The organism is Paenibacillus sp. GCM10027627, assembly GCF_042675505.1.
Classification (GTDB): domain Bacteria; phylum Bacillota; class Bacilli; order Paenibacillales; family Paenibacillaceae; genus Pristimantibacillus.
Map to the genome: position 1 here is coordinate 75556 of NZ_JBHTHB010000001.1, position 21917 is coordinate 97472.

Annotated in this window: 19 protein-coding genes and 3 tRNA genes; 17 read left to right on the forward strand and 5 right to left on the reverse strand. The window is 48.5% G+C overall.

The features are described 5' to 3' along the window. Nucleotides 1–10: 10 nt before the first annotated feature. Genes ACFQZE_RS00335 through ACFQZE_RS00345 form a run of 3 tightly spaced genes read right to left on the reverse strand, consistent with a single transcriptional unit; the run spans nt 11 to nt 2450 of the window. Nucleotides 11–445 (reverse strand): threonine/serine exporter family protein, encoded by a 435-nt coding sequence (locus ACFQZE_RS00335; RefSeq protein ID WP_379352466.1) that lies wholly within the window; start codon nt 443–445, stop codon nt 11–13. Between the two features lie 27 nt (nt 446–472). Continuing rightward, nucleotides 473–1234 (reverse strand): threonine/serine exporter family protein, encoded by a 762-nt coding sequence (locus ACFQZE_RS00340; RefSeq protein WP_379352468.1) that lies wholly within the window; start codon nt 1232–1234, stop codon nt 473–475. Nucleotides 1235–1268: 34 nt separating this feature from the next. Then, the gene (locus ACFQZE_RS00345) at nt 1269–2450 is read right to left on the reverse strand and encodes a M20 family metallopeptidase (RefSeq protein ID WP_379352470.1); all 1182 of its coding nucleotides are present in this window, start codon (nt 2448–2450) and stop codon (nt 1269–1271) included. A gap of 190 nt (nt 2451–2640) precedes the next feature. Between ACFQZE_RS00345 and ACFQZE_RS00350 the strand changes: the two genes are divergently transcribed. The 11 genes from ACFQZE_RS00350 to ACFQZE_RS00400 all read left to right on the forward strand — a co-directional run bounded on the left by ACFQZE_RS00350 (nt 2641) and on the right by ACFQZE_RS00400 (nt 14797). Beyond that, nucleotides 2641–3975 carry a methyl-accepting chemotaxis protein gene (locus ACFQZE_RS00350; protein WP_379352472.1) on the forward strand — a complete coding sequence of 445 codons (1335 nt, stop codon included), beginning with the start codon at nt 2641–2643 and terminating at the stop codon, nt 3973–3975. 131 nt (nt 3976–4106) lie between these two features. Next, nucleotides 4107–5099, forward strand: a complete 993-nt coding sequence (locus ACFQZE_RS00355) for a PstS family phosphate ABC transporter substrate-binding protein (RefSeq protein ID WP_379352474.1) — start codon at nt 4107–4109, stop codon at nt 5097–5099. Nucleotides 5100–5292: 193 nt separating this feature from the next. Next, a complete protein-coding gene (gene pstC, locus ACFQZE_RS00360) occupies nt 5293–6156 on the forward strand; it encodes a phosphate ABC transporter permease subunit PstC (protein WP_379355429.1) in 864 nt (287 codons plus the stop codon). A gap of 1 nt (nt 6157) precedes the next feature. After that, nucleotides 6158–7033, forward strand: coding sequence for a phosphate ABC transporter permease PstA (gene pstA / locus ACFQZE_RS00365; RefSeq protein WP_379352476.1), 876 nt, complete (start codon nt 6158–6160; stop codon nt 7031–7033). 22 nt (nt 7034–7055) lie between these two features. Beyond that, on the forward strand, nt 7056–7811 hold the full coding sequence (gene pstB, locus ACFQZE_RS00370; protein WP_379352478.1) for a phosphate ABC transporter ATP-binding protein PstB: 756 nt from the start codon (nt 7056–7058) through the stop codon (nt 7809–7811). Between the two features lie 78 nt (nt 7812–7889). Next, nucleotides 7890–8549: a phosphate signaling complex protein PhoU gene (gene phoU, locus ACFQZE_RS00375; protein ID WP_379355431.1), complete on the forward strand. Its 660-nt coding sequence runs from the start codon at nt 7890–7892 to the stop codon at nt 8547–8549. Between the two features lie 199 nt (nt 8550–8748). After that, complete coding sequence (polA, locus tag ACFQZE_RS00380; protein WP_379352480.1) at nt 8749–11427, forward strand: DNA polymerase I; 2679 nt, start codon at nt 8749–8751, stop codon at nt 11425–11427. A 59-nt stretch (nt 11428–11486) separates the two neighbouring features. Continuing rightward, on the forward strand, nt 11487–12332 hold the full coding sequence (gene mutM, locus ACFQZE_RS00385; RefSeq protein ID WP_379352483.1) for a DNA-formamidopyrimidine glycosylase: 846 nt from the start codon (nt 11487–11489) through the stop codon (nt 12330–12332). A gap of 384 nt (nt 12333–12716) precedes the next feature. Then, nucleotides 12717–13613: a manganese efflux pump gene (locus tag ACFQZE_RS00390; protein WP_379352485.1), complete on the forward strand. Its 897-nt coding sequence runs from the start codon at nt 12717–12719 to the stop codon at nt 13611–13613. A gap of 15 nt (nt 13614–13628) precedes the next feature. Next, complete coding sequence (gene coaE / locus ACFQZE_RS00395) at nt 13629–14225, forward strand: dephospho-CoA kinase (protein ID WP_379352487.1); 597 nt, start codon at nt 13629–13631, stop codon at nt 14223–14225. Continuing rightward, nucleotides 14222–14797 carry a lytic transglycosylase domain-containing protein gene (locus tag ACFQZE_RS00400; protein ID WP_379352490.1) on the forward strand — a complete coding sequence of 192 codons (576 nt, stop codon included), beginning with the start codon at nt 14222–14224 and terminating at the stop codon, nt 14795–14797. Before coaE ends, ACFQZE_RS00400 begins: the two co-directional genes overlap by 4 nt. A 127-nt stretch (nt 14798–14924) precedes the next feature. Here ACFQZE_RS00400 and ACFQZE_RS00405 read toward each other — a convergent pair whose 3' ends face one another. Further along, nucleotides 14925–15140, reverse strand: coding sequence for an alpha/beta-type small acid-soluble spore protein (locus ACFQZE_RS00405; protein ID WP_379352492.1), 216 nt, complete (start codon nt 15138–15140; stop codon nt 14925–14927). Nucleotides 15141–15311: 171 nt separating this feature from the next. Here ACFQZE_RS00405 and nrdR point away from each other — a divergent pair, with 171 nt between their 5' ends. The 6 genes from nrdR (at nt 15312) to ACFQZE_RS00435 (ending at nt 20788) form a co-directional block, all read left to right on the forward strand. Next, nucleotides 15312–15791 (forward strand): transcriptional regulator NrdR, encoded by a 480-nt coding sequence (gene nrdR, locus ACFQZE_RS00410; RefSeq protein ID WP_379352494.1) that lies wholly within the window; start codon nt 15312–15314, stop codon nt 15789–15791. Nucleotides 15792–16112: 321 nt separating this feature from the next. Further along, a tRNA-Ala gene (locus ACFQZE_RS00415) sits at nt 16113–16186 on the forward strand. A 361-nt stretch (nt 16187–16547) separates the two neighbouring features. Next, nucleotides 16548–16805, forward strand: a complete 258-nt coding sequence (locus ACFQZE_RS00420; protein WP_379352496.1) for a hypothetical protein — start codon at nt 16548–16550, stop codon at nt 16803–16805. Nucleotides 16806–16929: 124 nt separating this feature from the next. Continuing rightward, a tRNA-OTHER gene (locus tag ACFQZE_RS00425) sits at nt 16930–17006 on the forward strand. Between the two features lie 480 nt (nt 17007–17486). After that, complete coding sequence (locus ACFQZE_RS00430; protein WP_379352498.1) at nt 17487–20648, forward strand: S-layer homology domain-containing protein; 3162 nt, start codon at nt 17487–17489, stop codon at nt 20646–20648. Nucleotides 20649–20722: 74 nt separating this feature from the next. Then, a tRNA-Ala gene (locus ACFQZE_RS00435) sits at nt 20723–20788 on the forward strand. 120 nt (nt 20789–20908) lie between these two features. On the opposite strand, the gene ACFQZE_RS00440 is transcribed toward ACFQZE_RS00435, so the two are convergent. Beyond that, on the reverse strand, nt 20909–21784 hold the full coding sequence (locus ACFQZE_RS00440) for an NADPH-dependent F420 reductase (RefSeq protein ID WP_379352500.1): 876 nt from the start codon (nt 21782–21784) through the stop codon (nt 20909–20911). Nucleotides 21785–21917 lie beyond the last annotated feature (133 nt).

The following is a 21917-nucleotide window of genomic DNA, read 5'->3' on the forward strand; positions in this document are numbered from 1 at the left end:
CAAAGCCTCCTCATCTTATGGATCTGCGAATGATTTGATTGATCACTTCCGAAAACACAAGACCAATTGCAATAGCTCCGGATATCATAAACGCTTTTACCGCAAGCTGTACGGCAGTATCGTATTCGTTCTCCACAACATGCCTCATCGCGTCGTATGCCATGCCGCCGGGTACGAGCGGAATAATGCCGGATACGTTAAAGACGATAATCGGCGTTTTGTGCAGCTTTGCGAACCATTGGCTAATAACCGTTATGAGAAAAGCCGCGATCAAAGTGGCAGGGATTACATCCAATTTCAGCTCGATGCCAACGACGTAGGCGATCCAGCCTGCCATACCGACAAATCCGCATTGCAGCAGAAGCTTTTTGGGAACATTAAAGAAAAAGCCGAATAAGGCGGAAGAGATAAAGCTCGTAATGAGCTGATCGATAATGTTGTACATAACCTAGGATGCTCCCCTACGCAAATTCTAATAAAAGGAAAGAACGGTCGCAATACCGGCTCCGATGGCGAAGGCGGTTAAGAAGGCTTCCGCACCTTTGGACAATCCGGAAACAAGATGTCCCGCCATGAGATCCCTTACGGCATTTGTAATATGCAAGCCCGGAACTAGAGGCATCACCGATCCGATAATAATTTTGTCGAGATTGGTTCCCCATCCGAAGTGGACGACTAGAGAAGCGGTAGCGCCGATAAAAATGGCGGTTACAAATTCGGCAAAAAATTTAATCGGCACGTAATGATGCAAAATAAGAAAAAATAAAAACCCAAGTCCGCCAATGACGGCCGCCGGCAAAAAGTCGGACCAGCTTCCTTGAAACATAATAAGGAAGCAGCCGCAGGCAACAGCAGCCGCAAGCACTTTGTAGCCGTCATGGTAAGCATGTGGCTTCTGGTCGATATTTTGAAGTAGCTTGTACGCTTCTTCGGGGGGCAAATCGCCGTTGCTGATTTTTCTGGACACGTCGTTGACTAGCGTCACTTTCAGCAAATTGGTGTTGCGTTCCGAAATTCGTACGAGCTTCGTCATTTGAGTAGAGCCGTCGATTGCGAAAATAAGTCCGGTCGGCGTCACGAAGCTTTGTGCGCTTTCAATCCCATATGCGGCGGCAATCCGTACCATCGTATCTTCGACGCGGTATGTTTCGCCGCCGTTTTGCAATATAATTTTGCCCGCCAGCAAGCAAATTTGGGTGATGAGATGGCATTGGTCCTGGTTATAAATGGTCATCACGTTCCTCGAATGTTGATTAGGATTGCCGTCTTTAAGATAAAGATTGAGCTTGCGCTTTAAATTCTTCGCGAATTTTGGCGAGCAGTTCCCCGTCCGCCGCAACGTCGTAAGCGGTAGCCGCCAATATTTTGGCGCCAAAAATCATTCGGTCAAGCGCTTTCTCCGTCATAGCGGCATCCCGGAACGGAATGGTATGGAGCATATAGCGCTCTTCTACAATTTTGACGTAGGGATGAATGGCCGGACAACGAACCGACACATTGCCGAGATCGAGCGAGCCGTTGTCTTTGCCGGATTCAATTTCCTCCGGTTTTACGCCCGCTTCAAACAGGTTGGCGTTGAATTGGCTCGACAACGTTTCGTTCGTAATCAGCTCATCATACGAAAACTCGTAGTTGTTCACTTTCAGCGTGCAGCCCGTTGCCAGTGCCGATGCTTCTGCGATGCGGAGCACTTTCTGAGTCAGTTCGTTTGTATACGCGCGTGATGCTGAGCGAACATAGAACTTGGCGGACGCATAATCCGGAATAATGTTTGGCGCTTGGCCGCCATTATCGATAATGCCGTGAATACGGGCATCGCTTTTGGTTTGTTGACGCAGCGCGTTTATATTGTTGAACAAGGAAATAACGGCGTCTAGCGCGTTAATGCCTTCGTGCGGGCTGGCAGCCGCATGAGCCGCCGCTCCCGTATATTCGAATTGGATCGCATCCAGCGCAAGCGACTGGCCGGAACGCTCGAATGTATGGTAAGGATGGGCCATGAGAGCGATGTCGCAATCATCGAACAGTCCGGCTTCCGCCATCGGCACTTTGGCTCCTTTTGTTTCTTCGGCAGGAGTGCCGTAAACGCGGATCGTGCCGCCAAGCTCATCGATGACCGATTTGAGCCCCACTGCCGCCGCCATGCTCATGGAGCAGATCAGATGGTGGCCGCAAGCGTGGCCGATTTCCGGAAGAGCGTCATACTCGCAAAGGAATGCGATAACCGGACCCGGCTTGCTTGATTTATATACTCCTATAAATGAGGTTGGAATGCCGAGCACACCGTGCTCTACTTGAAAACCTTGCTTCTCCAGCTCCGCGCTTAGCAGCCCGGAAGCGAATACTTCCTCATGCCCCAGCTCCGGCTTGTTGCCTATAGCGAGCGAAATGGCACGGAACGTTTCCGCATGCTGATCTATCGTTTCCATAACGGTTTGTTTGCTGTTCATGTAAGTTCCTCCGTTTTGTTCAATTCCTCGACTACTAGTTTATCATACTGCCTCGCGAATCGATATCTTCCAGACAGTTCGAAATTATTCGACATTTAACACGGCGAAAACAATTCCATTAAATAGAGATGATGCTTTCTTTCTATAGTAGACATAGCGATGGACAAGCTCTACGAAAGGAAGTGTAAATTTGCCTGCAACGTTAATCAAACAAGATGAAAAGCAGTCTTCCGAGTCGACTCAATCCGGTAAATCCATTAAATCAACTCGATTTAATCAAGCTGATCAAGCTACTCATATTTCGCAAACTATTTCATCTACATTAACTACTCGTTCCGTTCCATCTGATAAACCGGCCAAATCCACAAATTCCACGCAGTCTGCCCAACCTGCACAAGCTGCCCAATCAATACAGACTATACCGTCTATACAATCAGAGGGAACAGCGCCGAACGGTTCTCCGCTATCATTATACATACGTAAAGCGCCAGTCGTCCGCGATACTCTTACATGCCGGGACATGTTGAACGTATTCGATGAAGACAAAACGAGCGAATGTGCGGTCGTTTGCGACAGCGGCATGCTGCCGATTGGCATTTTGATGCGCGCACGTTTTTATTCGAAGCTCAGAGGACGCTTCAGCGCGGAGCTTTATTATGACAAGCCAATCGGCTTATTGCTGACGGGGACAGCAACGCTTAAGGTGGACACTGAGGCGGAACCGCGGCATTTGATCGATATGGCTTTGTCCCGCGAGGATGACACGCTGTACGATTGCGTACTCGTCACCGACGACGGTAACCTATGCGGAATTATGACGGTGTCGGACTTACTGAAGCTTTCCCGCAAGCTGCAAGAGGATGCGGTGAAGCAGCAGAAGGGAACCATTTTGTCGGCAGAGGAGCGGCTTCGTGAAATTGAGCGCACGGCTGAGCAAACCGCAGAATCGGCTGGGCGAGGCGAGGCTTTGTCAATAGAGATGGTAGACCTGACGGTAGAGGGCAAACGGGAACTTGAAAGTGTAAAAAAAGCGTTCCGGTCCATGGCCGAAGTTTCAACGGCTCAAGATGAGCGCATGCAAGAGCTTCGGAGGGAGGCGGGATCGATTGAAACCGTATCGAAGCTTATCAAAGAATTGGCGGAGCAAAGCAATCTACTCGCAATCAATGCGTCGATTGAAGCGGCAAGAGCCGGGGAATACGGGAAGGGCTTTGCCGTCGTCGCTTCCGAAGTGATGAACATGGCTGCCCAGACGAGGCTGTCGGCTGCTAAAATTTCCGCAATTACAGAATCCATTGTCCAAGCGGTCGTGGAAACGTCGGAGCTTGCGGTCACTGGCAGGTCAGCGGCAAAGTCAGGGGAGGCCGATGTGCTGGAAGCAGAGGGCGTCTTTAACCGCCTGTTCACCGCCGCAGCGGCTAACAGAAGCAGCGCTGAGCTAGTTGACCGCTTGTCGGAGCAAGCTTATCGGACAGCGATCCGTGTCACGGAAGAGATGCAAAACTTGCGTCAATCCTATTTGTAAACGATAGAGCAAAACATTCCTATTTTTTTAACATGGAGTTTACAAAACGGGAATACGGGATTAACAATCGGACATTAGTATAGAAAACGTAAGGAATACGAGAGCAGATATTCAACTAAGGAGTGGTAGAGTTGGTAAAGAGCAAGGGTGTTAAGGGGATTCTTACATTAGCTATGGCGGCAATGCTGGTATTTACAGCAGCTTGTGGCAACGGCGGCAATGGTGAGACAAAAACAGGAGGAGCAAGCACTTCACCTACATCATCGCCTTCTTCAGAAACAGCCAAGCTTTCCGGCGAAGTTAAAATCGACGGTTCCAGCACTGTATTTCCTCTTACGGAAGCTGCGGCTGAAGAGTTTAACGCTGAGCATCCAGACGTTCGCGTACCTGTAGGCGTATCCGGCACAGGCGGCGGCTTCAAACAGTTTTGCGCAGGCGAAATTGCAATCGCGGACGCTTCCCGCCCGATCAAGGACGAAGAAGCGGCAGCTTGCAAAGAAAAAGGCATCGAGTTTACAGAACTTTCGGTAGCTTATGACGGCCTGTCCGTTGTTGTCAGCAAAGACAATGACTTTATCGACCACCTGACGGTAGACGAGCTGAACAAAATTTTCAAAACGGGCAGCACGGTAAAAACGTGGAACGAAGTTCGCGAAGGTTTCCCGAATGAACCAATCGTTCTGTTCTCGCCAGGCGCCGACTCCGGCACGTACGATTATTTCAACGAAGCGATCCTTCATAAAGAAGGCATCCGCAACGACGGTATCATCTCGTTCAGTGAAGACGACAACTCGCTTGTTGTCGGCGTATCCGGCAGCAAATACGGCATCGGCTACTTCGGTTTCGCTTATTTCGAAGAGAACCAAGATAAGCTGAAATTGGTTCCAATCGATGGCGGTAAAGGCCCGATTTCTCCAACTTATGACACGATCAAAGACGGTTCTTACGCACCGCTTTCCCGTCCGCTTTACATCTATGTGAGCAACAATGAGCTGAAGCGTCCGGAAGTAAAAGAATTCGTTAACTTCTATATCAACAACATCGGGAAGATGGCTGGCGAAGTAGGCTACGTGTCGCTCCCGGATGAAAAATATGCAGAAGAAGCTGCAAAAATTAAAGCTTAATTCAATAGGAACAACGAAAGACTAGGCGACAGAACAAATGTGGTGTCTTGCGGGACATCACATTTTTCTCGCCGAATATGTTAAAGAATTGTAAATGGAGGCCCGCCATATGCCTAACAAAGTGTTGCCTACGAACGCCTCGGCAAAAGCTTTGCCCCGGAGCAATCCGTTCAAAAACAGCAAAACGAGCATTATGAACAAAGTGATGCCGGTCGTTCTGTTTTTGTGCGCCATTGTTTCCGTCCTGACGACCATTGGAATCGTCGTCACTCTTGCTACCGAAACCTACCAATTTTTTAAAACGATACCGATATTCGATTTTCTCACGGGCACGAAATGGTCGCCGCTCATTCCCCCTAAGAGCTTCGGCATCCTTCCGCTGCTAGGAGGAACTCTACTTATTACATTTATTGCTATTTTAGTTGCAGTGCCGATTGGCCTCGCAAGCGCAATTTATTTGTCGGAATACGCGCCGAAGTCGGTCCGCAAAGTGGTAAAGCCCATTTTGGAAGTGCTGGCAGGCGTCCCGACAATCGTATACGGCTACTTTGCGCTTAGTATTGTAACGCCGATCATCCAAGCTATCTTCAATAGCGCAGGTATTTTCAACGCGTTAAGCGCTGGCATCGTTGTCGGCATCATGATTATTCCGATGGTTTGCTCGCTCAGCGAAGACGCGATGTCGGCGGTTCCAAGATCGCTTCGCGACGGAGCTTATGCGCTTGGCGCTACTCGTTTCGAAGTCGCGCTCAAAATCGTTGTTCCAGCTGCATTCTCAGGGATTGTCGCATCGGCCGTTCTTGCGTTCTCCCGCGCAATTGGCGAGACGATGATCGTTACGCTGGCCGCGGGTTCTACGCCGAATTTGACGGCTAATCCGCTGGAAAGCATTCAAACGATGACCGCTTATATCGTTCAAGTCAGCTTAGGCGATACGCCGCACGGCTCGATTGAATACGGATCTATTTTTGCGGTTGGCATGACGCTGTTTGTCATTACGTTCTTGCTTAATATTTTTGCCCAATACGTGGCGAGACGATTCAGAGAGGAGTACTAGCATGAACATCTTTCAAGACGCGAACCGAAAGCAAATTGCCGGACGCAGGCGAATGGACTTTATCTTGCATGTGTTGTTCGTTTTAGCCACTTCTATCGGCGTCATCGCCTTGTGCGCCTTGCTTATCGATATTGTAGTCGACGGGATAGCCCGTTTGCAGCCGCAATTGTTTACCGAATTCCCATCCCGTAAAGCAGAGGCTTCAGGTATGAAGTCGGCGCTTGTCGGAACGATTTATATGCTACTCATTATGGCTCCGATCTCGTTTATATTCGGTGTAGGCGCCGCGATCTATTTAGAGGAGTACGCCAAAAAGGGCTGGTTGACTCGTCTAATCCAGCTTAACATTAGTACGCTTGCCGGAGTTCCGTCTATCGTATACGGCATTTTGGGACTTGCGCTGTTCGTCCGGCTCATGTCGCTTGAAAAAAGCTTGATTGCCGGAGCGCTCACCATGACGCTGCTCGTTCTGCCAATCATCATCGTCTCCGCTCAGGAAGCGATCCGCGCGGTGCCAAGATCGAGAAGAGACGCATCGTTTGCGCTTGGAGCTACCAAATGGCAGACCGTATCCAGATCCGTATTGCCATCGGCTCTTCCCGGCATCTTGACGGGCGTTATTTTGGCCATGTCGCGTGCCATCGGCGAGACCGCTCCGCTAGTTATGATCGGAGCTCTCACCTATGTCGCATTCCTTCCGGAAGGTTTGAAGGATTCCTTCACCGTTATTCCGATACAGGTATACAACTGGCTGTCCAAGCCGCAAGTGGAGTTCAAGGAACTCGCGGCAAGCGGAATTATCGTTTTGCTGGCGCTCCTGCTGCTCATGAACTTGTCTGCCATTTTGCTTCGCAACAAGTATCAGAAAAATGTGTAGTCAAACGATGGAGGGAACTAAGATGGAAGCTCTTATTAATATAAATAAACTAAACCTATTTTACGGTACGTTCCATGCGCTTAAAGATGTTTCCATGACGATACCTGAAAAAGCGATTACTGCGTTTATCGGACCGTCCGGCTGCGGCAAGTCGACGCTGCTTCGCACGCTTAACCGGATGAACGATATGATCCCAGGCACTCGAATCGAAGGCGAGCTGACCATTGGCGGCACCGATATTTATTCCAATGAAGTTGATGTCGAGACGCTTCGCAAAAAGGTCGGTATGGTTTTCCAGCAGCCTAACCCGTTTCCAAAGTCGATCTATGACAATGTGGCGTACGGGCCACGCCTTCACGGCATTACGAACAAAAAACAGCTTGACGAGATCGTGGAAAACAGCTTGAAATCGGCAGCCCTTTGGGGAGAAGTGAAAGACCATCTGAAGCGCAGCGCGCTCAGCATCTCCGGCGGACAGCAGCAGCGTCTATGTATTGCGCGTGCGCTTGCCGTCAATCCCGATATTTTGCTCATGGACGAAGCGACCTCTGCGCTTGATCCCATTTCGACGCTCAAAATTGAGGAGCTGGCGCAGGAGCTGAAAGACCGTTATACGATTGTTATGGTTACGCACAACATGCATCAGGCGGCTCGTGTTTCGAATCAGACGGTCTTTTTCTTAAACGGGGAAGTGGTGGAATACTCCGAAACGGAAAAGCTGTTCTCCAATCCAACGGATCAGAGGACGGAAGATTATATAAGCGGACGTTTCGGTTAATCGGCCATCTTTGCAGATTGTATCCGAAGCTGGAGCTTCAGGTTTGCACATCTATATACTCGGGAGGAAAAGACGATGATGACGATACGGAAAGAGTTCGACCAAGGGCTGGAGCAGCTTCACAATTTGCTTGTCGATATGGGCAGCTTTGTGGAAAAAGCTCTTGTGGAGGCGATGGATGCGTTAAAAGTGGTGGATGTGGAGCGCGCTCGGGCCGTCATCTCGGACGATCCGAAGCTGAACGGCATGGAAGAAAAAATTATGGAGCTTGGCTCCAAACTGATTGCCACTCAACAGCCGGTTGCGAAGGACCTTCGCCGCATTCTTTCCGCATTCCGGATCGCAAGCGACTTGGAACGGATGGGCGATTTGGCGGTCGACATCGCAAAAGTGGTGCTTCGCCTCGAAGGCCAGTCGCTAATCAAGCCGCTAATCGATTTGCCTAGAATGGCGGAAATTGTAGGGACGATGACTTACGAGTCGATCCAATCTTTTGTTCACGAAAACGTGGACCTCGCGTACAAGATGGCCAAAGACGACGATCAGGTCGACGCTTTGTACGGCCAAATCCAGCGCGAGCTGATGCTCCTAATGATGGAAAATCCGCGCAATATCGCGCAGGCGTCGCTGCTTAGCTTTGTGGGGCGCTATATGGAGCGGTTCGGCGATCACGCGACCAACATCGGCGAAAGCGTCGTTTATTTGGTGACAGGCAGCAGACCGGATTTGAATGTTTAATTTCAGTTTTAATTTCAGCACTTCATTTCAGGCTGCGAATGGCCATTTTATATGATCGTATTATGCAAAGGGCAACACTTGATGGCAATGGGCTTTTTCTTGGCGACGCGTACGGCGCGATGCTTGGGAAAGGCCCATTTTGTGGTATGATAGGGTATAGGATATTTAACGCTTTTGAAAGTAGGTGCGGATAAAGTTTATGGATAAATGGATGTTGATTGACGGCAACAGTATCGCATACCGGGCGTTTTTTGCGATGCCGCCGCTTACAAATTCGGCAGGTTTGCATACAAACGCTATTTTTGGCTTTACGACTATGCTGCTTAAGCTTTTGGATGAGCATAAGCCGACGCATGTACTCGTAGCATTTGATGCGGGCAAAATTACGTTCCGCCACGAGGGTTACAGCGAATATAAAGGCGGCAGACAAAAAACGCCGCCGGAGCTTTCGGAGCAATTCCCAGTGTTGAAAGAGCTTATTTCCTCCTTCGGCATTGCGCAATATGAACTGTCTGGATACGAGGCGGACGATATTATCGGGACATTGACGAAGCAAGCGGACGAAAAAGGCGTCAAAACGATCGTAGTGACAGGCGATAAGGATATGCTGCAGCTTTCATCCGAAGGGGTAACGGTTGCCGTTACGCGCAAAGGCGTCAGCGAGACAGACCACTATACGCCGGAGACGATTAAAGAGAAGTATGGCCTTGTGCCGCTTCAAATTATCGATTTGAAAGGGCTTATGGGCGATACATCCGACAATATTCCCGGCGTTCCGGGAGTTGGAGAAAAGACGGCGCTTAAGCTTCTGCACGAATATGAATCGGTTGAAAATGTGCTGGACAGTCTGGACAAGCTGAAAGGCAAGCTGAAAGAGAATTTAGAAAACCACCGGGACGACGCCATTATGAGCAAAAAGCTCGCCACCATCTTCCGCGAAGTGCCGCTGGAGAAGGAAGCCGAGGAAATTCGCTACAATGGATTCGACGGCGAAAAGCTGGGCGAAGCGTTCCGCAAGCTGGAATTCAAATCGCTTTTGGACAAGCTGCAGCTTAACTCGGACAGCGGAGCTTCGGAGTTGGAGGCAGATGCCGCCGCTGCGGAACTGAATGTTACGGTCATTGCTTCGGGTGAAGACAGCAGTGCTCTGGATCGGCTTATTAATGCATTGGACGCTTCCGAAAAACATGGACTTTATTTAGAAGCAATCGGCGAAAATCCGCATCACGCCGATTTGATTGGCGCGTCGATTGCGACAGAAGAGGAAGTATTTGTTCTCACTATCGATACGTTGTTGTCATCCGGCGCTGATAGGTTGAAAGTATGGCTGGCGGACGAAGGCAGGCCGAAATACGGATTTGACATGCACAAGGCCGAGCTTGCGCTCAAGTGGAAAGGGCTTGCCCTTGGCGGAGCGGCGATCGACGTTCAACTGGCTGCTTATTTGCTAGACCCGACGGACAACGCGCTTTCGCTTAGCGCGATCAGCGATCGTCAAGGCGTTGGCGGCGTGCCGTCCGACGAATCCGTTTACGGCAAAGGAGCCAAATTTAAAGTGCCGGAAGCGGACATTTTCCATCGCCATCTGGCGCTTAAAGCCGATGCGGTCAGAAAGCTGCTGCCTGTCATTACGGAAGAGTTGGAGAAATCGGGCATGAGCAAGCTGTATTTTGAGCTTGAGCAGCCGCTTGCCCGCGTGCTTGCCGGAATGGAGCATCAAGGCATTAAAGTGGAGAGAGAAGTGCTGGAGCAACTGGGCAAAAGCTTGGAGAGCCAGCTATCCACCATTATGGCTGAAATTTACTCTCATGCCGGGACGGAGTTTAACATCAACTCGCCTAAGCAGCTTGGGGAAATCCTGTTCGAGAAGCTGGGTTTGCCGGCAAAGAAAAAAACAAAAACGGGTTATTCCACCGATGCCGAAGTGCTGGAGGAGCTTGCTCCCTATCACGACATCATCCCGCTTATTCTTCATTTCCGGCAATTGGCCAAGCTTCAATCCACCTACGTGGAAGGCTTGCTGAAGGAGATTCGCGAGGAAACGGGCAAAGTGCATACGTATTACCGCCAAACGATTGCGGCGACGGGCCGTCTCAGCAGTCAGTTCCCGAATTTGCAAAATATCCCGATCCGACTGGAAGAGGGACGGCAAATCCGTAAAGGGTTTGTCCCATCGGAAGCGGGCTGGTCCATTTTGGCGGCGGACTACTCTCAAATCGAGCTGCGTGTGCTGGCGCATATTTCAGGCGACGAAAAGTTGAAGGAAGCGTTTATCGAGGATATGGACATCCATACAAAAACGGCGATGGACGTGTTTGGCGTAGCGGCAGATGCGGTTGACTCCAATATGAGACGGTCGGCAAAAGCCGTCAACTTTGGCATCGTATACGGCATCAGCAGCTTCGGCTTGTCGCAAAACTTAGGCATTTCGCCGACGGAAGCGGGCAAGTTTATCGAGCAATATTTTAACGTGTTCAAAGGTGTTCGCAAATATATGGATGATATCGTTGCCCAGGCGAAACGGGACGGTTATGTGACGACGCTTCAGGACCGCCGCCGTTATTTGCCGGAGATCAAGTCCTCCAACTTCAATTTGCGCTCCTTTGCCGAGCGGACGGCGATGAATACGCCGATTCAAGGCACTGCCGCCGATATTATTAAGCTGGCGATGGTGCAAATGGATGAAGCGCTGCGCGAGCGCGGGCTGAAGAGCCGAATGCTGCTCCAAGTGCATGACGAATTGGTGTTCGAGGTGCCGCCGGATGAGTTGGAGCTGATGAAGAAGCTGTTGCCGGAAGTGATGAGCGGGGCGCTTAAGCTGGATGTGCCTCTGAAAGCGGACGTTAGTTACGGCGATAATTGGTATGAGGCGAAGTAGTCTTTTGCAGGGACTCTGGGCTTGGAATAAGGTATAATGAGTGCTAGAGGTGATGAGATATGCCTGAACTGCCAGAGGTAGAGACGGTTAGACGAACATTGGTGGAGCTTGTTGCGGGCAAACGGATTTCATCCGTCACCGTGAAGCTTCCTAGAATTATACAAAGGCCGGTGGAGCCGGAGCAATTCGCGGATGCGCTTGCCGGCCATACGATTCAAACGGTGGAGCGCAGAGGCAAGTTTTTGCGGATCGTGCTTGACGGTTTGGTATTGGTGTCGCATTTGCGCATGGAAGGGCGTTACGGCGTTTATAGCTCCGACGAGCCGGTTGAGCTGCATACGCATGTGCTGTTTCATTTTGACGATGGGACGGAACTTCGCTATAAAGATGTAAGACAGTTTGGCACGATGCATCTGTTTCTGCCGGGCGAGGAGTTCCAGCTGCCGCCGCTGAACAAGCTGGGCATTGAGCCGCTGGACGAAGGTTTTACGCTGAAGGCGTTCAGAGAGCGTCTGGAAAAACGGTCGACGAAAATAAAGCCGCTGCTGCTCAATCAAGAGCATATTGTCGGCCTTGGCAACATATATGTGGACGAAGCTTTGTTTCAAGCGCGCATCCATCCGGAGCGCTCGCCTAAGAGCTTAAGCGGCGCAGAATGGAAAAGGCTGCATGAATCGGTTCGCAATACGCTACAATCAGCCGTGCAAGCGGGAGGCTCATCCATCAAGTCCTATGTGAATGGGCAAGGCGAGATGGGCATGTTCCAGCAGCAGCTTAATGTCTATGGCAGGAAGGACGAGCCATGCTCCGGCTGCGGCAAGCCGATTCACAAATACGTCGTTGGCGGGCGAGGCACGCATATTTGCTTGAAATGCCAGCCTTTGAAAGCGGAGCTTACTAGTTAGGAAAGCAGTATTTTAGCTATTTTAAGCAGCTTAAGAAACTTAAAAGGCAACTTAAGTAACTTGAGAAAGCAACGTATAGCAACGATTGTGTTAACGGTAGTCATACCGGTACCGATATGAATGCCGGTATCAATGCTAAACCAAAGCCAATATCACTATAAATGCTGATTCCTTAAGAAACTCAATGTGCACCTAGGCTGTATCCCCGCATATGATGATGTTACGAACGATAGGCGAAAGCCCCCTGGACTTGCGCAACAGTTGGAATGCAGATGGCATAATGGCAAGCGATGAAATGCTGACCGCTGATTGGCTACTGCTTAATTGCTGATTGAATGGCAATTCGGGGACAAAGGCTCTCGCCATGCGGGGAGGAGCTTAAGGTTGATCGCACATTTGATATCTATGGTCGTGCTCGCCTTTGCCGTAAGCTTGGATGGTTTTGGCGTAGGCGTAACCTACGGTCTCAGGAAAATTCGAATTCCTTTCCTGTCAGTATTTATTATTGCGTGTTGTTCAGGCTTTATTATTTGGGTGTCGATGCAAGCCGGAGGCTGGCTCAGCGGCTTTGTTTCAGAGTCGGCAGCTAAAGGGATTGGCGCTGCTATTTTGATTTCAATCGGATGCTGGGCGTTAATCCAGCTGATTCGCGCCAAAGGGCTTGATGAAGAAGAGGCTTCATCTTCCAAGATCAAAGCCGATGCTGATGAAGATGAGTCCTCGAAAGCCAAACTCAGCACAGTTACTGAAACAGCGGGGAATTATGCAAAATCGGCAGAGGGAAAAGCGGATTTATCAAAGTCGGCGGAGGCAACAGCACATTCAGCAAGTTCGTTTTCTGCGGCAGCAGAATTAAGAAGGTCGGTAGAGGCAACAACTGGTTCAGCTCATCCAGCAAATTCATCCTCTGCGACTGCAAGTTCAACAAAATCGGAAGCTGCGCAATTGATTAAGCTGGAGCTAAAAAGTCTCGGCCTTGTCATTCAAATTTTACGAACGCCTCAAGCGGCGGACGTAGACCGATCTGGAATTATTTCCGCATCGGAAGCCGTTATGCTTGGCATTGCTCTATCGCTTGACTCGCTTGGAGCGGGGCTTGGGGCAGCATTACTGGGGTTGCCTGCTTTGTTGACGGCGTTTGTTATTGCGGCGGCCAGCGCTATCTTTTTGGTGGGCGGTACGCGGCTTGGACTCCGATTTGCTGCCAATAAAGGAATGCATGCGTTGTCTTATTTGCCAGGTATATTGTTGATTATGATGGGTATTATGAAGTTGTTATAATCGGAGGTGAACGCAATGATCATTGGATTAACCGGCGGAATCGCCAGCGGCAAAAGCACGGTTGGAGCCATGCTTGTCCGGCGGGGAGCACGGCTGGTGGATGCCGATGCCGTTGCGCGGGAGATCGTCCTCCCCGGGGAACCGGCGCTGGAGGCGATCGCCTCTCTCTTTGGACAAGCCGTCCTTCTGCCCGATGGATTGCTGAACCGATCTGCTCTAGGCAGCGTTGTTTTTCAGGACAAGGACAAGCTTGCCCAGCTTGAGAGCATAACGCATCCCGCCATCCGCAAAAGAATGTGGGAACAAATACATAAGTACGCTTCAGAAGGCGAAAGCCCGCTTATCATCGGCGATGTGCCTCTTTTGTACGAAACGAGGCAGGAGGAGCTGTATGAAGGCGTTCTTGTGGTGTATGTTCCAGCAGAGCTTCAAGTGACGCGGTTAATGAGCCGGAACGGTATGGCAAAGGAAGAAGCGTTGCGCAGAGTGTCCTTGCAAATGGACATTGAGGAGAAGCGCAAACGGGCGAACTGGGTGATTGACAATGCTGGCACGCAGGATCAAACGGAAGCGCAAGTAGACGCGTTTTGGGAAAGCCGGGTTCGGCGATGAAGAGGGCTCGATTCCGGTTGAAAAAACGGTTTCTACTCGTTTTGGTGGTTGGATTTATCGCTTTGCTGTTTTTGAAATCCGATTGGCTGGCGTCATGGATGTATCCGATTCATTACAAGGAAGATATTCGGGCAAGCGCAACAAATTACGATTTGGAGCCACATTTGGTGGCGGCCATTATAAGGGCGGAATCCAATTACGAAACGGGCCGCGAATCGAAAAAAGGCGCTTTAGGCTTAATGCAGCTCATGCCGGAAACGGCAAACTGGGTCGTTGAGAAAGCGGGATTTGAGGCTGTGACCGAAGACATTTTGCGCCACCGGGCGGATGTAAGCATTGAAGTGGGATCTTGGTATTTAAGTTCCTTGCATACGCAATTCGAACAAAATCCAGTTGCGGCTATTGCAGCTTATAATGCGGGACCGGGCAATGTGAGGAAATGGTTGAATTCCGGGCGTTGGGACGGCAGCATGGACACGGTGAAGGAAATACCGTTCGGTGAAACTCGGCACTATGTACAGCGGGTCTTTTATTACTATAATAAGTACAAGGATTTGTACCCGGATTTTTAAACAGGGCAATCTTTAACGATATCCCTTACTTTGCACACATTACATTGAACATAGAAAGAAGCCTTGAAGGACTCATCGCTTCTGGACGAGCCGCTCCAAGACTTCTGTTATTCATACAGATGAATCATTATTTTGTGCCGGCAAGAGATTGTTCGCCGATTTGAACCAGGCGACGAGTGATGGAACCCCCGATGGAGCCAGCTTCTCTTGTCGTGATGTTGCCGTAGTATCCGTCTTGCGGAATAGCGATGCCAAGCTCAGATGCAACTTCATATTTCAGTTGATCCAAAGCTGCAGTCGCTTGTGGCACTAGCAATTGGTTGCTGCTGCGGTTTGCGCTCATTGATGTTCACCTCCTCGCTGTTGGTAAATGTATTATGTGCGTAATTCCAAAGTTCATTACAGGAAACGGATGGTATTTTCAATTTCGGCTTACAAAGTACATTATGAGCGGTAAATACAGATAAATTAGCCGGTGCGTTAAGTAAAAGAAGGTTGAGGGGAGGAAAACAAAATGAAATGCCCATATTGCGATTATTCGGGAACAAAGGTGCTGGACTCCAGGCCCGCCAACGAAAACAAATCAATTCGTCGCCGCCGTGAGTGCGAGAAGTGCAACCGGAGGTTCACGACTTTTGAAATGATCGAGGAGACGCCGCTGATCGTTATTAAGAAGGATGGCAGCCGCGAGGAGTTCAGCCGCGACAAAATTTTGCGCGGACTTATTCGGGCTTGCGAAAAGCGTCCAGTTCCGGTGGAACGGCTGGAGGTTATTGTTTCTGAGGTTGAGAAGGAGCTGCGGACGACGGCTCATGCGGAGGTCGACAGCAGCGAGATCGGGAGCTACGTGATGAATCAGCTTTATCCCGTGGATGAGGTGGCTTACGTGCGCTTCGCTTCGGTTTACCGGCAGTTCAAAGATATTGACATGTTTATGAAGGAACTGAACAGTTTGCTGAATAAACATCCTTTGAATACTGGGGAGAAGGGGTAGGGAGTTTTTGTATTGCTGATTGCTTTAAAGGCAGCACTTGGCTGGTTTTTTGGTTAAGCTAAGATGGATCGCTGCAAGGGCGGCAGAGTGAGTGTGACCTTGCAGCGGTTTATTTGATTGGGGCAATTTTTTACATAATCAGGATTGACATCGCTTTCCTCGCATGATATTATCTATCTTGTCGCTAATTTAGGGTATTGCTTGGAATTGGATTGCAAGCAATGATACGGGGCCTTAGCTCAGCTGGGAGAGCAAGTCGTAATACAGCGACAGTCAATAACATTATTAAATGCTGCATTGTTATCACAGTGCAATTGTCAAGGGGCTTTAGCTCAGTCTGGGAGAGCGCTTCGCTGGCAGCGAAGAGGTCAGGGGTTCGAGCCCCCTAAGCTCCATATTGTTTTCAATGAAGTGGCAGAGATGCCACTTTTTTTATTCGCACTGTTATCAGAATTTTCTACTTAAACTGACTTCACTTTTATAACAGTAATTAATCTGAACCCTTGATTATAAGAGTTTGGATTTCGTTTAATTACCTCCGTTTATAAAAATCTCCAAAAAACTTTGTCGTAAAATTTGTACGGTTAGGAGACGCGTTTGGCGAGTGTAGCCAAATGACGAATGAAGAACATCCGTGGTTTCAAGGGACAAGTTTTGACTTTTATTTTTATGCAGGAGACACCGGACGTTTCGATGGATTTTGTTATATCTATTAGAATTTGAGTTTTATGGTAAGATTGCTATGGAGGAGGGTTAATGATGAGAAGTGCTAAATCAGTTGATAACTTCCCGTATATCATAGGTACAGTTTGTTATTTTGAGGTAGATAAAAACGGTAATGTGTCGCAAGTTTATCATAAAAATAAATCGGATAGACCAAAGCTTCTGGAAACCTATTATAGGGTTTATAATAAAACAACAACGTTGTATGCTGTGTGGCCAGGTAATTGGAGTAGTGATTTGTTCATTATTGATGATCTTGATGCTTTTGCAAAGGCATTTAACTTTATTTGACCGAATAGAAAATTTAAATTTAACTATATTGGTGTTGCCTTAAATTAAGCTGAAGAAAAATATTTAATACAAAAAGTCTGAGTGTATGTGTTGTCATGTGCGTTTCAGTCAATTTACTTGAGGTAGTGCAACTAACTATTGTGGGAGAACGCATCGCTGTCAAATAACGATGATGTCAGGGGTTCGATCCCCTAGGCTCCACTAAACATATTCATTTAACGCAGCCTAAAATGGTAGCGTTTTTTATTTGGTGGAGTGCCAAGGGGAGATGAGCCCAATAGGTTCGCCCGCGCGGACGGAGAATGCGGAGGAGCACGGCGTCTGAATTTACCTTTAAAAGTCTCGTTGATTAAGCTCCGTCAGCCATAAAAATAAAAAATTCGGACATTCCATGACGAGAAGAGGAGCCAAACGAAGTCGATTCCCCTTTGGCTTCACAATAAATAAATGTACGGAGTTTTGGGGCTGCACTTTTGTTTTGATTGAATTTATCAAACCAATATGGGGTGTTCCATACGCAGACGTAAGCCAATTGCATGCGTTCGTAGACGTTGCTGATGCCGTGTTAACAGGTAATTTTGAGATTTTTAGGCAAGAAGTCTTTCATTATTCTTTTATTGGGCCGTAGTATACTTACCGATAGATAGGATTTGTAAGACTAAAAGGAGTGAAAGTACAAGGATGTTTAAGAAGAGAATCTTCGGTTCAACACGAGGACAGATGAAAGGACTTACGGTTCGAATACTAATGGGATTGATGGTATTTTCATTGTTTTCGTCTTCATTTACGTTCCCTGCATCGGCTGACAATAGTGGTGGTTGGACGCATTGCGCGGATGAAGGAGCAACGTGTTCTCCTTTAGGAAAAAAAGAGATGCGATTTGGGGCAGATACCCGATACGTGACGAAAGTGATTTCCGGAGATGTGACGTGTTCTGCGAAGGGATTAGGCGTAGCGGATCCCGCGATCGGTGCCCTGAAATCATGCGATATTCGCGACTTGCAGCTTGATAGCGAAGTGACGTTAATCGGCAGCGGAGACCATAGGGCCGTTACAGTTTCATTTCATGTGTATGCCGCTCAGGCTGGCACGTTAGATGATTTGAGAAGCAAAATTACCGTACAGAAGACGGGAGCGACTTCCTTTACACCGCTTGGTATTAATGATATCGTCTCGGATCTAACAACTACGGCTGCGTTAAGCTCGTTTACAATCAACTTCGAGCATGCGCTAGTTGGTTCAGAAAACGTTATTCGTATCGATGCGGGGGCATTCGTAGATAGTAACGCGGCTCCTTACAATCAGATAATAGAAATCGATAGTATCCAATTCGGATCAGGTACAGCAAGCAGTCCATATGAGATTGCAACCGCGGATCAACTCAATCAGGTCAGGAATCATTTGGGAAAAGATGTTTTTTATAAGCTGGTAGCGGATATAGATTTGATCAACTACTCCTCAGTCGCGGGCTGGGTGCCGATCGGGGATATAGATACACCATTTGAAGGGCATATAGACGGGAACGGGTATACGATCAAAAATCTAACCATTAACGATACGAATGGCAATTTTGTCGGTTTATTTGGTTATCTCAGCTATTATGCGGTTATCACCAATATGAAGCTCGTAGACGTCACGATTCATGCTGGTACATATGTGGGCGGTTTGGTTGGATATAATGGAGGCGACATCAGTAACAGTTTCATTAGGGGAAGTATAAACGGTAGTAGTTATGTAGGCGGATTGGTCGGTATGAATATAGATTATGCCAAGATCAGCAACAGCTATGCCGCAGCAAATATTAACGGCAGCTCACGCAACACTGGCGGACTGGTAGGTTGGAATAATGGGGATATCAGCAACAGTTACGCCACAGGAAGTTTGTCCGGAGGCAGTACGATCGGCGGCTTGGTTGGCAGACTCTATGGAACGATTAGCAACAGCTATGCATCAGGAAGTGTGAACGGAAATGATCATTTAGGCGGCTTAGTCGGTATGAGCAACTTATACGCGAGCATAAGTAGCAGCTACGCGACAGGAAGTGTAGCTGGGGGTTGGAATTTAGGTGGTTTTGTAGGTTATCAAGATGCTGCTACAGTAAGGATAACCAACAGCTATTACGACATCAATATCGATAATGGTTTGGGTACGTTAACATCAACAGCAGACATGAAGCTTCAATCTACGTATACCGGATTTGATTTTTCAGACGGTGGCGGGAGCTGGGGGATCGATCCATCCTATAATAATGGCTATCCTTATCTTAAGGCGGCAGTCGCACCGCCAGCCGTCATAAGTGTAAGCGTAAATCCTGTAAGATCGAACGTGGCTGCTGGATTAACGAAGCAACTGACAGCTGCAGTAGCAACAGTGGGTGGAGCGGCTCAAACCGTAACATGGGCAAGCAACAACAATGATCCGAAAGTAACAGTGGATTTAAGCGGATTGGTCACGGTAGCTGCAGATGCAGAACCAGGCGATTATATTTTTACGGCAACATCCACTTTCGATATTGGTAAAGTGGGAACGGCGACGATCACGGTAACGCAAACGCCGTCGGTCAGGAGCGTAGTCGTAAGCCCTGCGACGGCGAGCGTCGTACAAGGCGCGAATCAGCAACTGGTCGCGACGGTCATGGCAGCGGGAGGAGCATCGCAGACGGTCGCTTGGACAAGCAACGACAACGATCCGAAAGTAACAGTGGATTCAAGGGGCTTGGTCACGGTAGCTGCAGATGCAGAACCAGGCGATTATATTTTTACGGCAACATCCACTTTCGATATCGGTAAAGTGGGGACGGCGACGATCACGGTAACGCAAACGCCGTCGGTCAGGAGCGTAGTCGTAAGCCCTGCGACGGCGAGCGTCGTACAAGGGGCGAATCAGCAACTGGTTGCGACGGTCATGGCAGTGGGAGGAGCATCGCAGACGGTCGCTTGGACAAGCAACGACAACGATCCGAAAGTAACGGTGGATGCAAGAGGTTTGGTCACGGTAGCCTCAGATGCAGAACTAGGCAATTATACTTTTACGGCAATCTCAATTTTTGACCTAAGTAAATCAGGAACAGCATCAATTACTGTTACGACAGCGCAAACACCAACACCGATACCAACACCAACACCAACACCAACAGCAAAACCGATACCAACGCCGATACCAAAACCAACACCAACGTCAGCCCCGGAGCTTCCTACGGTTCCGACGGAGACACATCCTGTCTTGAATCTAAACTTGGTTCCCAAACCGATTGATTTGCAACAAGTGATCAGTCAGGCGATCGCGAATTCCTCTGTTGCTTCGTTCCCGGATGTCAATCAGAATAGCTGGAGTGCGAACGCTGTGAACCTTGCTTCAAAACTCGGAATAATTACTGGTTACTCGGATGGCAACTTTCACGGTAGTGAGGATGTAAGCCGAGCTGAGTTTGCTACAATGATTGTACGAGCTTTAAGTCTTGATCCTTCCAATGTATCCACCAATGAGACTTTCTTGGATACGGAGGGCCATTGGGCTGAAGCGGCGATTAATGTTCTTAAGGAAGCTGGTATTTTGACTGGTGTAGGTGACGGTTCTTTCAAGCCTGACCAATCGGTAACCCGTGCTGAGATTGCGGCGATCCTTGCACGTGTGATGCAGATGATTCCAGCAACGAGTAACTCCTTTACAGATACGTCCACAAGTTGGGCACAACCGTATATCGAGGAATTGTACAAGGCACATATCATTACCGGTACTGGCAACAATCAGTTCCAGCCTAACGCTCACGCCACTCGCGTTGAGTCGGTCGTGATGATTATGCGGATGTTGAATCAAGCTCTTTCACTTGGACTAGAGGTGTAAGAGCAAAGTTTTGCATGGCTACGCAGGACACTATGTAAACGGTGTCCTACGTTTCGTTTTTTTGGTAGAACAATCGACAAAGGTGATAGAGCGCATCGCTGGCAGCGATGAGGTCAGGGGTTCGATCCCCCTAGTCTCGATACCGTAAAAAGCCTTTAAACACAGGACTTCCGAGTGTTTAAAGGCTTTTTACATGTTGAAATAATATTATGTAATGTAAAGTCATCATGCATCGATTCACTGCGTCTCTCTGACCTTATTTAAAAATTTTGTGGAACTAAACTCTTATTTTCAAATACAAATTGCAAGATATCGGCAGGTAGCTTATTTCCTATTGCAAATTGATTGTAAAGAGCTTTTGTGGCCACTGCTTCAGACCAATCATTAGACTCCATTAGAATCTGAATGGCTCTGCCCACATCCTTTAAAAACGCAGCCTGCATCCCTTGAGCTGTTTTTAATTCCTCGTTGCTTAGATGGATTGCTGAGACATCCGATTTGCGTACATTGGTCGCATCAGAAAGAGCTTTACGCATGCTATGCACATCAAGCTCGACGCAGTAGGCAGGCGAACCGGGTTGTAAACGCCATGAATCGTCCAAGCCACCGGCATCAACTGGATCAAATCCGACCTCTTCCACTAATTTGAATGCGATAGCCTTGGCCTCGGGGTTATCGCCAGCCACCGGCATAGCCAGACGACCCTGAAGTCCCGCTTGGACTTCTGGTGTCAAGTTGTACCAAAGTGAGGCATTCAATGCCTTAATGACAGGGTATTTGATTTGTTGCTCAACCCAACGACTTTCAGGTATTCCTTTTTCAATGGGTTCAATCAGGCCATCACGAAGTAAAGGATAGTAGTTGCCGGTATCAATAACAATCGCGCCTGGTGTGATTTTATCTAGAAATCCTGATGGCAAGTCGGGAATATTCTTTTGTGGTATTGAGATAATGACAACTTCAGCGCCTTGAGTTACATCGTTAATTGTCGCGGGTGTTGCTCCTGTCTCATCGGCTAATGCTTGTAAAACGTGGGTGTTGCTCGAGTTTGCGATGGAGACTTCATGCCCTGATTTAGTAAAAACTCTTGTCAGGTTACCGCCAATATACCCTGTTCCGATAATAGCTATCTTCATGAATAACAACCTACTTTCTTATAAATTGTTTTTTTTTCATTCATAGCGTTAATAAAAGAGGGATTACAGTCAGTTTACTCCGGTCACTTTTATTTGTAAAACTACATTCAAAACAAAAACGCCATCACAAAAA

Excerpts from the sequence above, each read along its gene's own strand:
- ACFQZE_RS00335 (WP_379352466.1), bottom strand. The coding sequence starts at position 445 with ATGTACAACATTATCGATCAGCTCATTACGAGCTTTATCTCTTCCGCC.
- ACFQZE_RS00340 (WP_379352468.1), bottom strand. The coding sequence starts at position 1,234 with ATGACCATTTATAACCAGGACCAATGCCATCTCATCACCCAAATTTGC.
- ACFQZE_RS00345 (WP_379352470.1), bottom strand. The coding sequence starts at position 2,450 with ATGAACAGCAAACAAACCGTTATGGAAACGATAGATCAGCATGCGGAA.
- pstC (WP_379355429.1), top strand. The coding sequence starts at position 5,293 with ATGAACAAAGTGATGCCGGTCGTTCTGTTTTTGTGCGCCATTGTTTCC.
- pstA (WP_379352476.1), top strand. The coding sequence starts at position 6,158 with ATGAACATCTTTCAAGACGCGAACCGAAAGCAAATTGCCGGACGCAGG.
- pstB (WP_379352478.1), top strand. The coding sequence starts at position 7,056 with ATGGAAGCTCTTATTAATATAAATAAACTAAACCTATTTTACGGTACG.
- phoU (WP_379355431.1), top strand. The coding sequence starts at position 7,890 with ATGACGATACGGAAAGAGTTCGACCAAGGGCTGGAGCAGCTTCACAAT.
- polA (WP_379352480.1), top strand. The coding sequence starts at position 8,749 with ATGGATAAATGGATGTTGATTGACGGCAACAGTATCGCATACCGGGCG.
- mutM (WP_379352483.1), top strand. The coding sequence starts at position 11,487 with ATGCCTGAACTGCCAGAGGTAGAGACGGTTAGACGAACATTGGTGGAG.
- coaE (WP_379352487.1), top strand. The coding sequence starts at position 13,629 with ATGATCATTGGATTAACCGGCGGAATCGCCAGCGGCAAAAGCACGGTT.
- ACFQZE_RS00400 (WP_379352490.1), top strand. The coding sequence starts at position 14,222 with ATGAAGAGGGCTCGATTCCGGTTGAAAAAACGGTTTCTACTCGTTTTG.
- ACFQZE_RS00405 (WP_379352492.1), bottom strand. The coding sequence starts at position 15,140 with ATGAGCGCAAACCGCAGCAGCAACCAATTGCTAGTGCCACAAGCGACT.
- nrdR (WP_379352494.1), top strand. The coding sequence starts at position 15,312 with ATGAAATGCCCATATTGCGATTATTCGGGAACAAAGGTGCTGGACTCC.
- ACFQZE_RS00420 (WP_379352496.1), top strand. The coding sequence starts at position 16,548 with ATGATGAGAAGTGCTAAATCAGTTGATAACTTCCCGTATATCATAGGT.
- ACFQZE_RS00430 (WP_379352498.1), top strand. The coding sequence starts at position 17,487 with ATGTTTAAGAAGAGAATCTTCGGTTCAACACGAGGACAGATGAAAGGA.
- ACFQZE_RS00440 (WP_379352500.1), bottom strand. The coding sequence starts at position 21,784 with ATGAAGATAGCTATTATCGGAACAGGGTATATTGGCGGTAACCTGACA.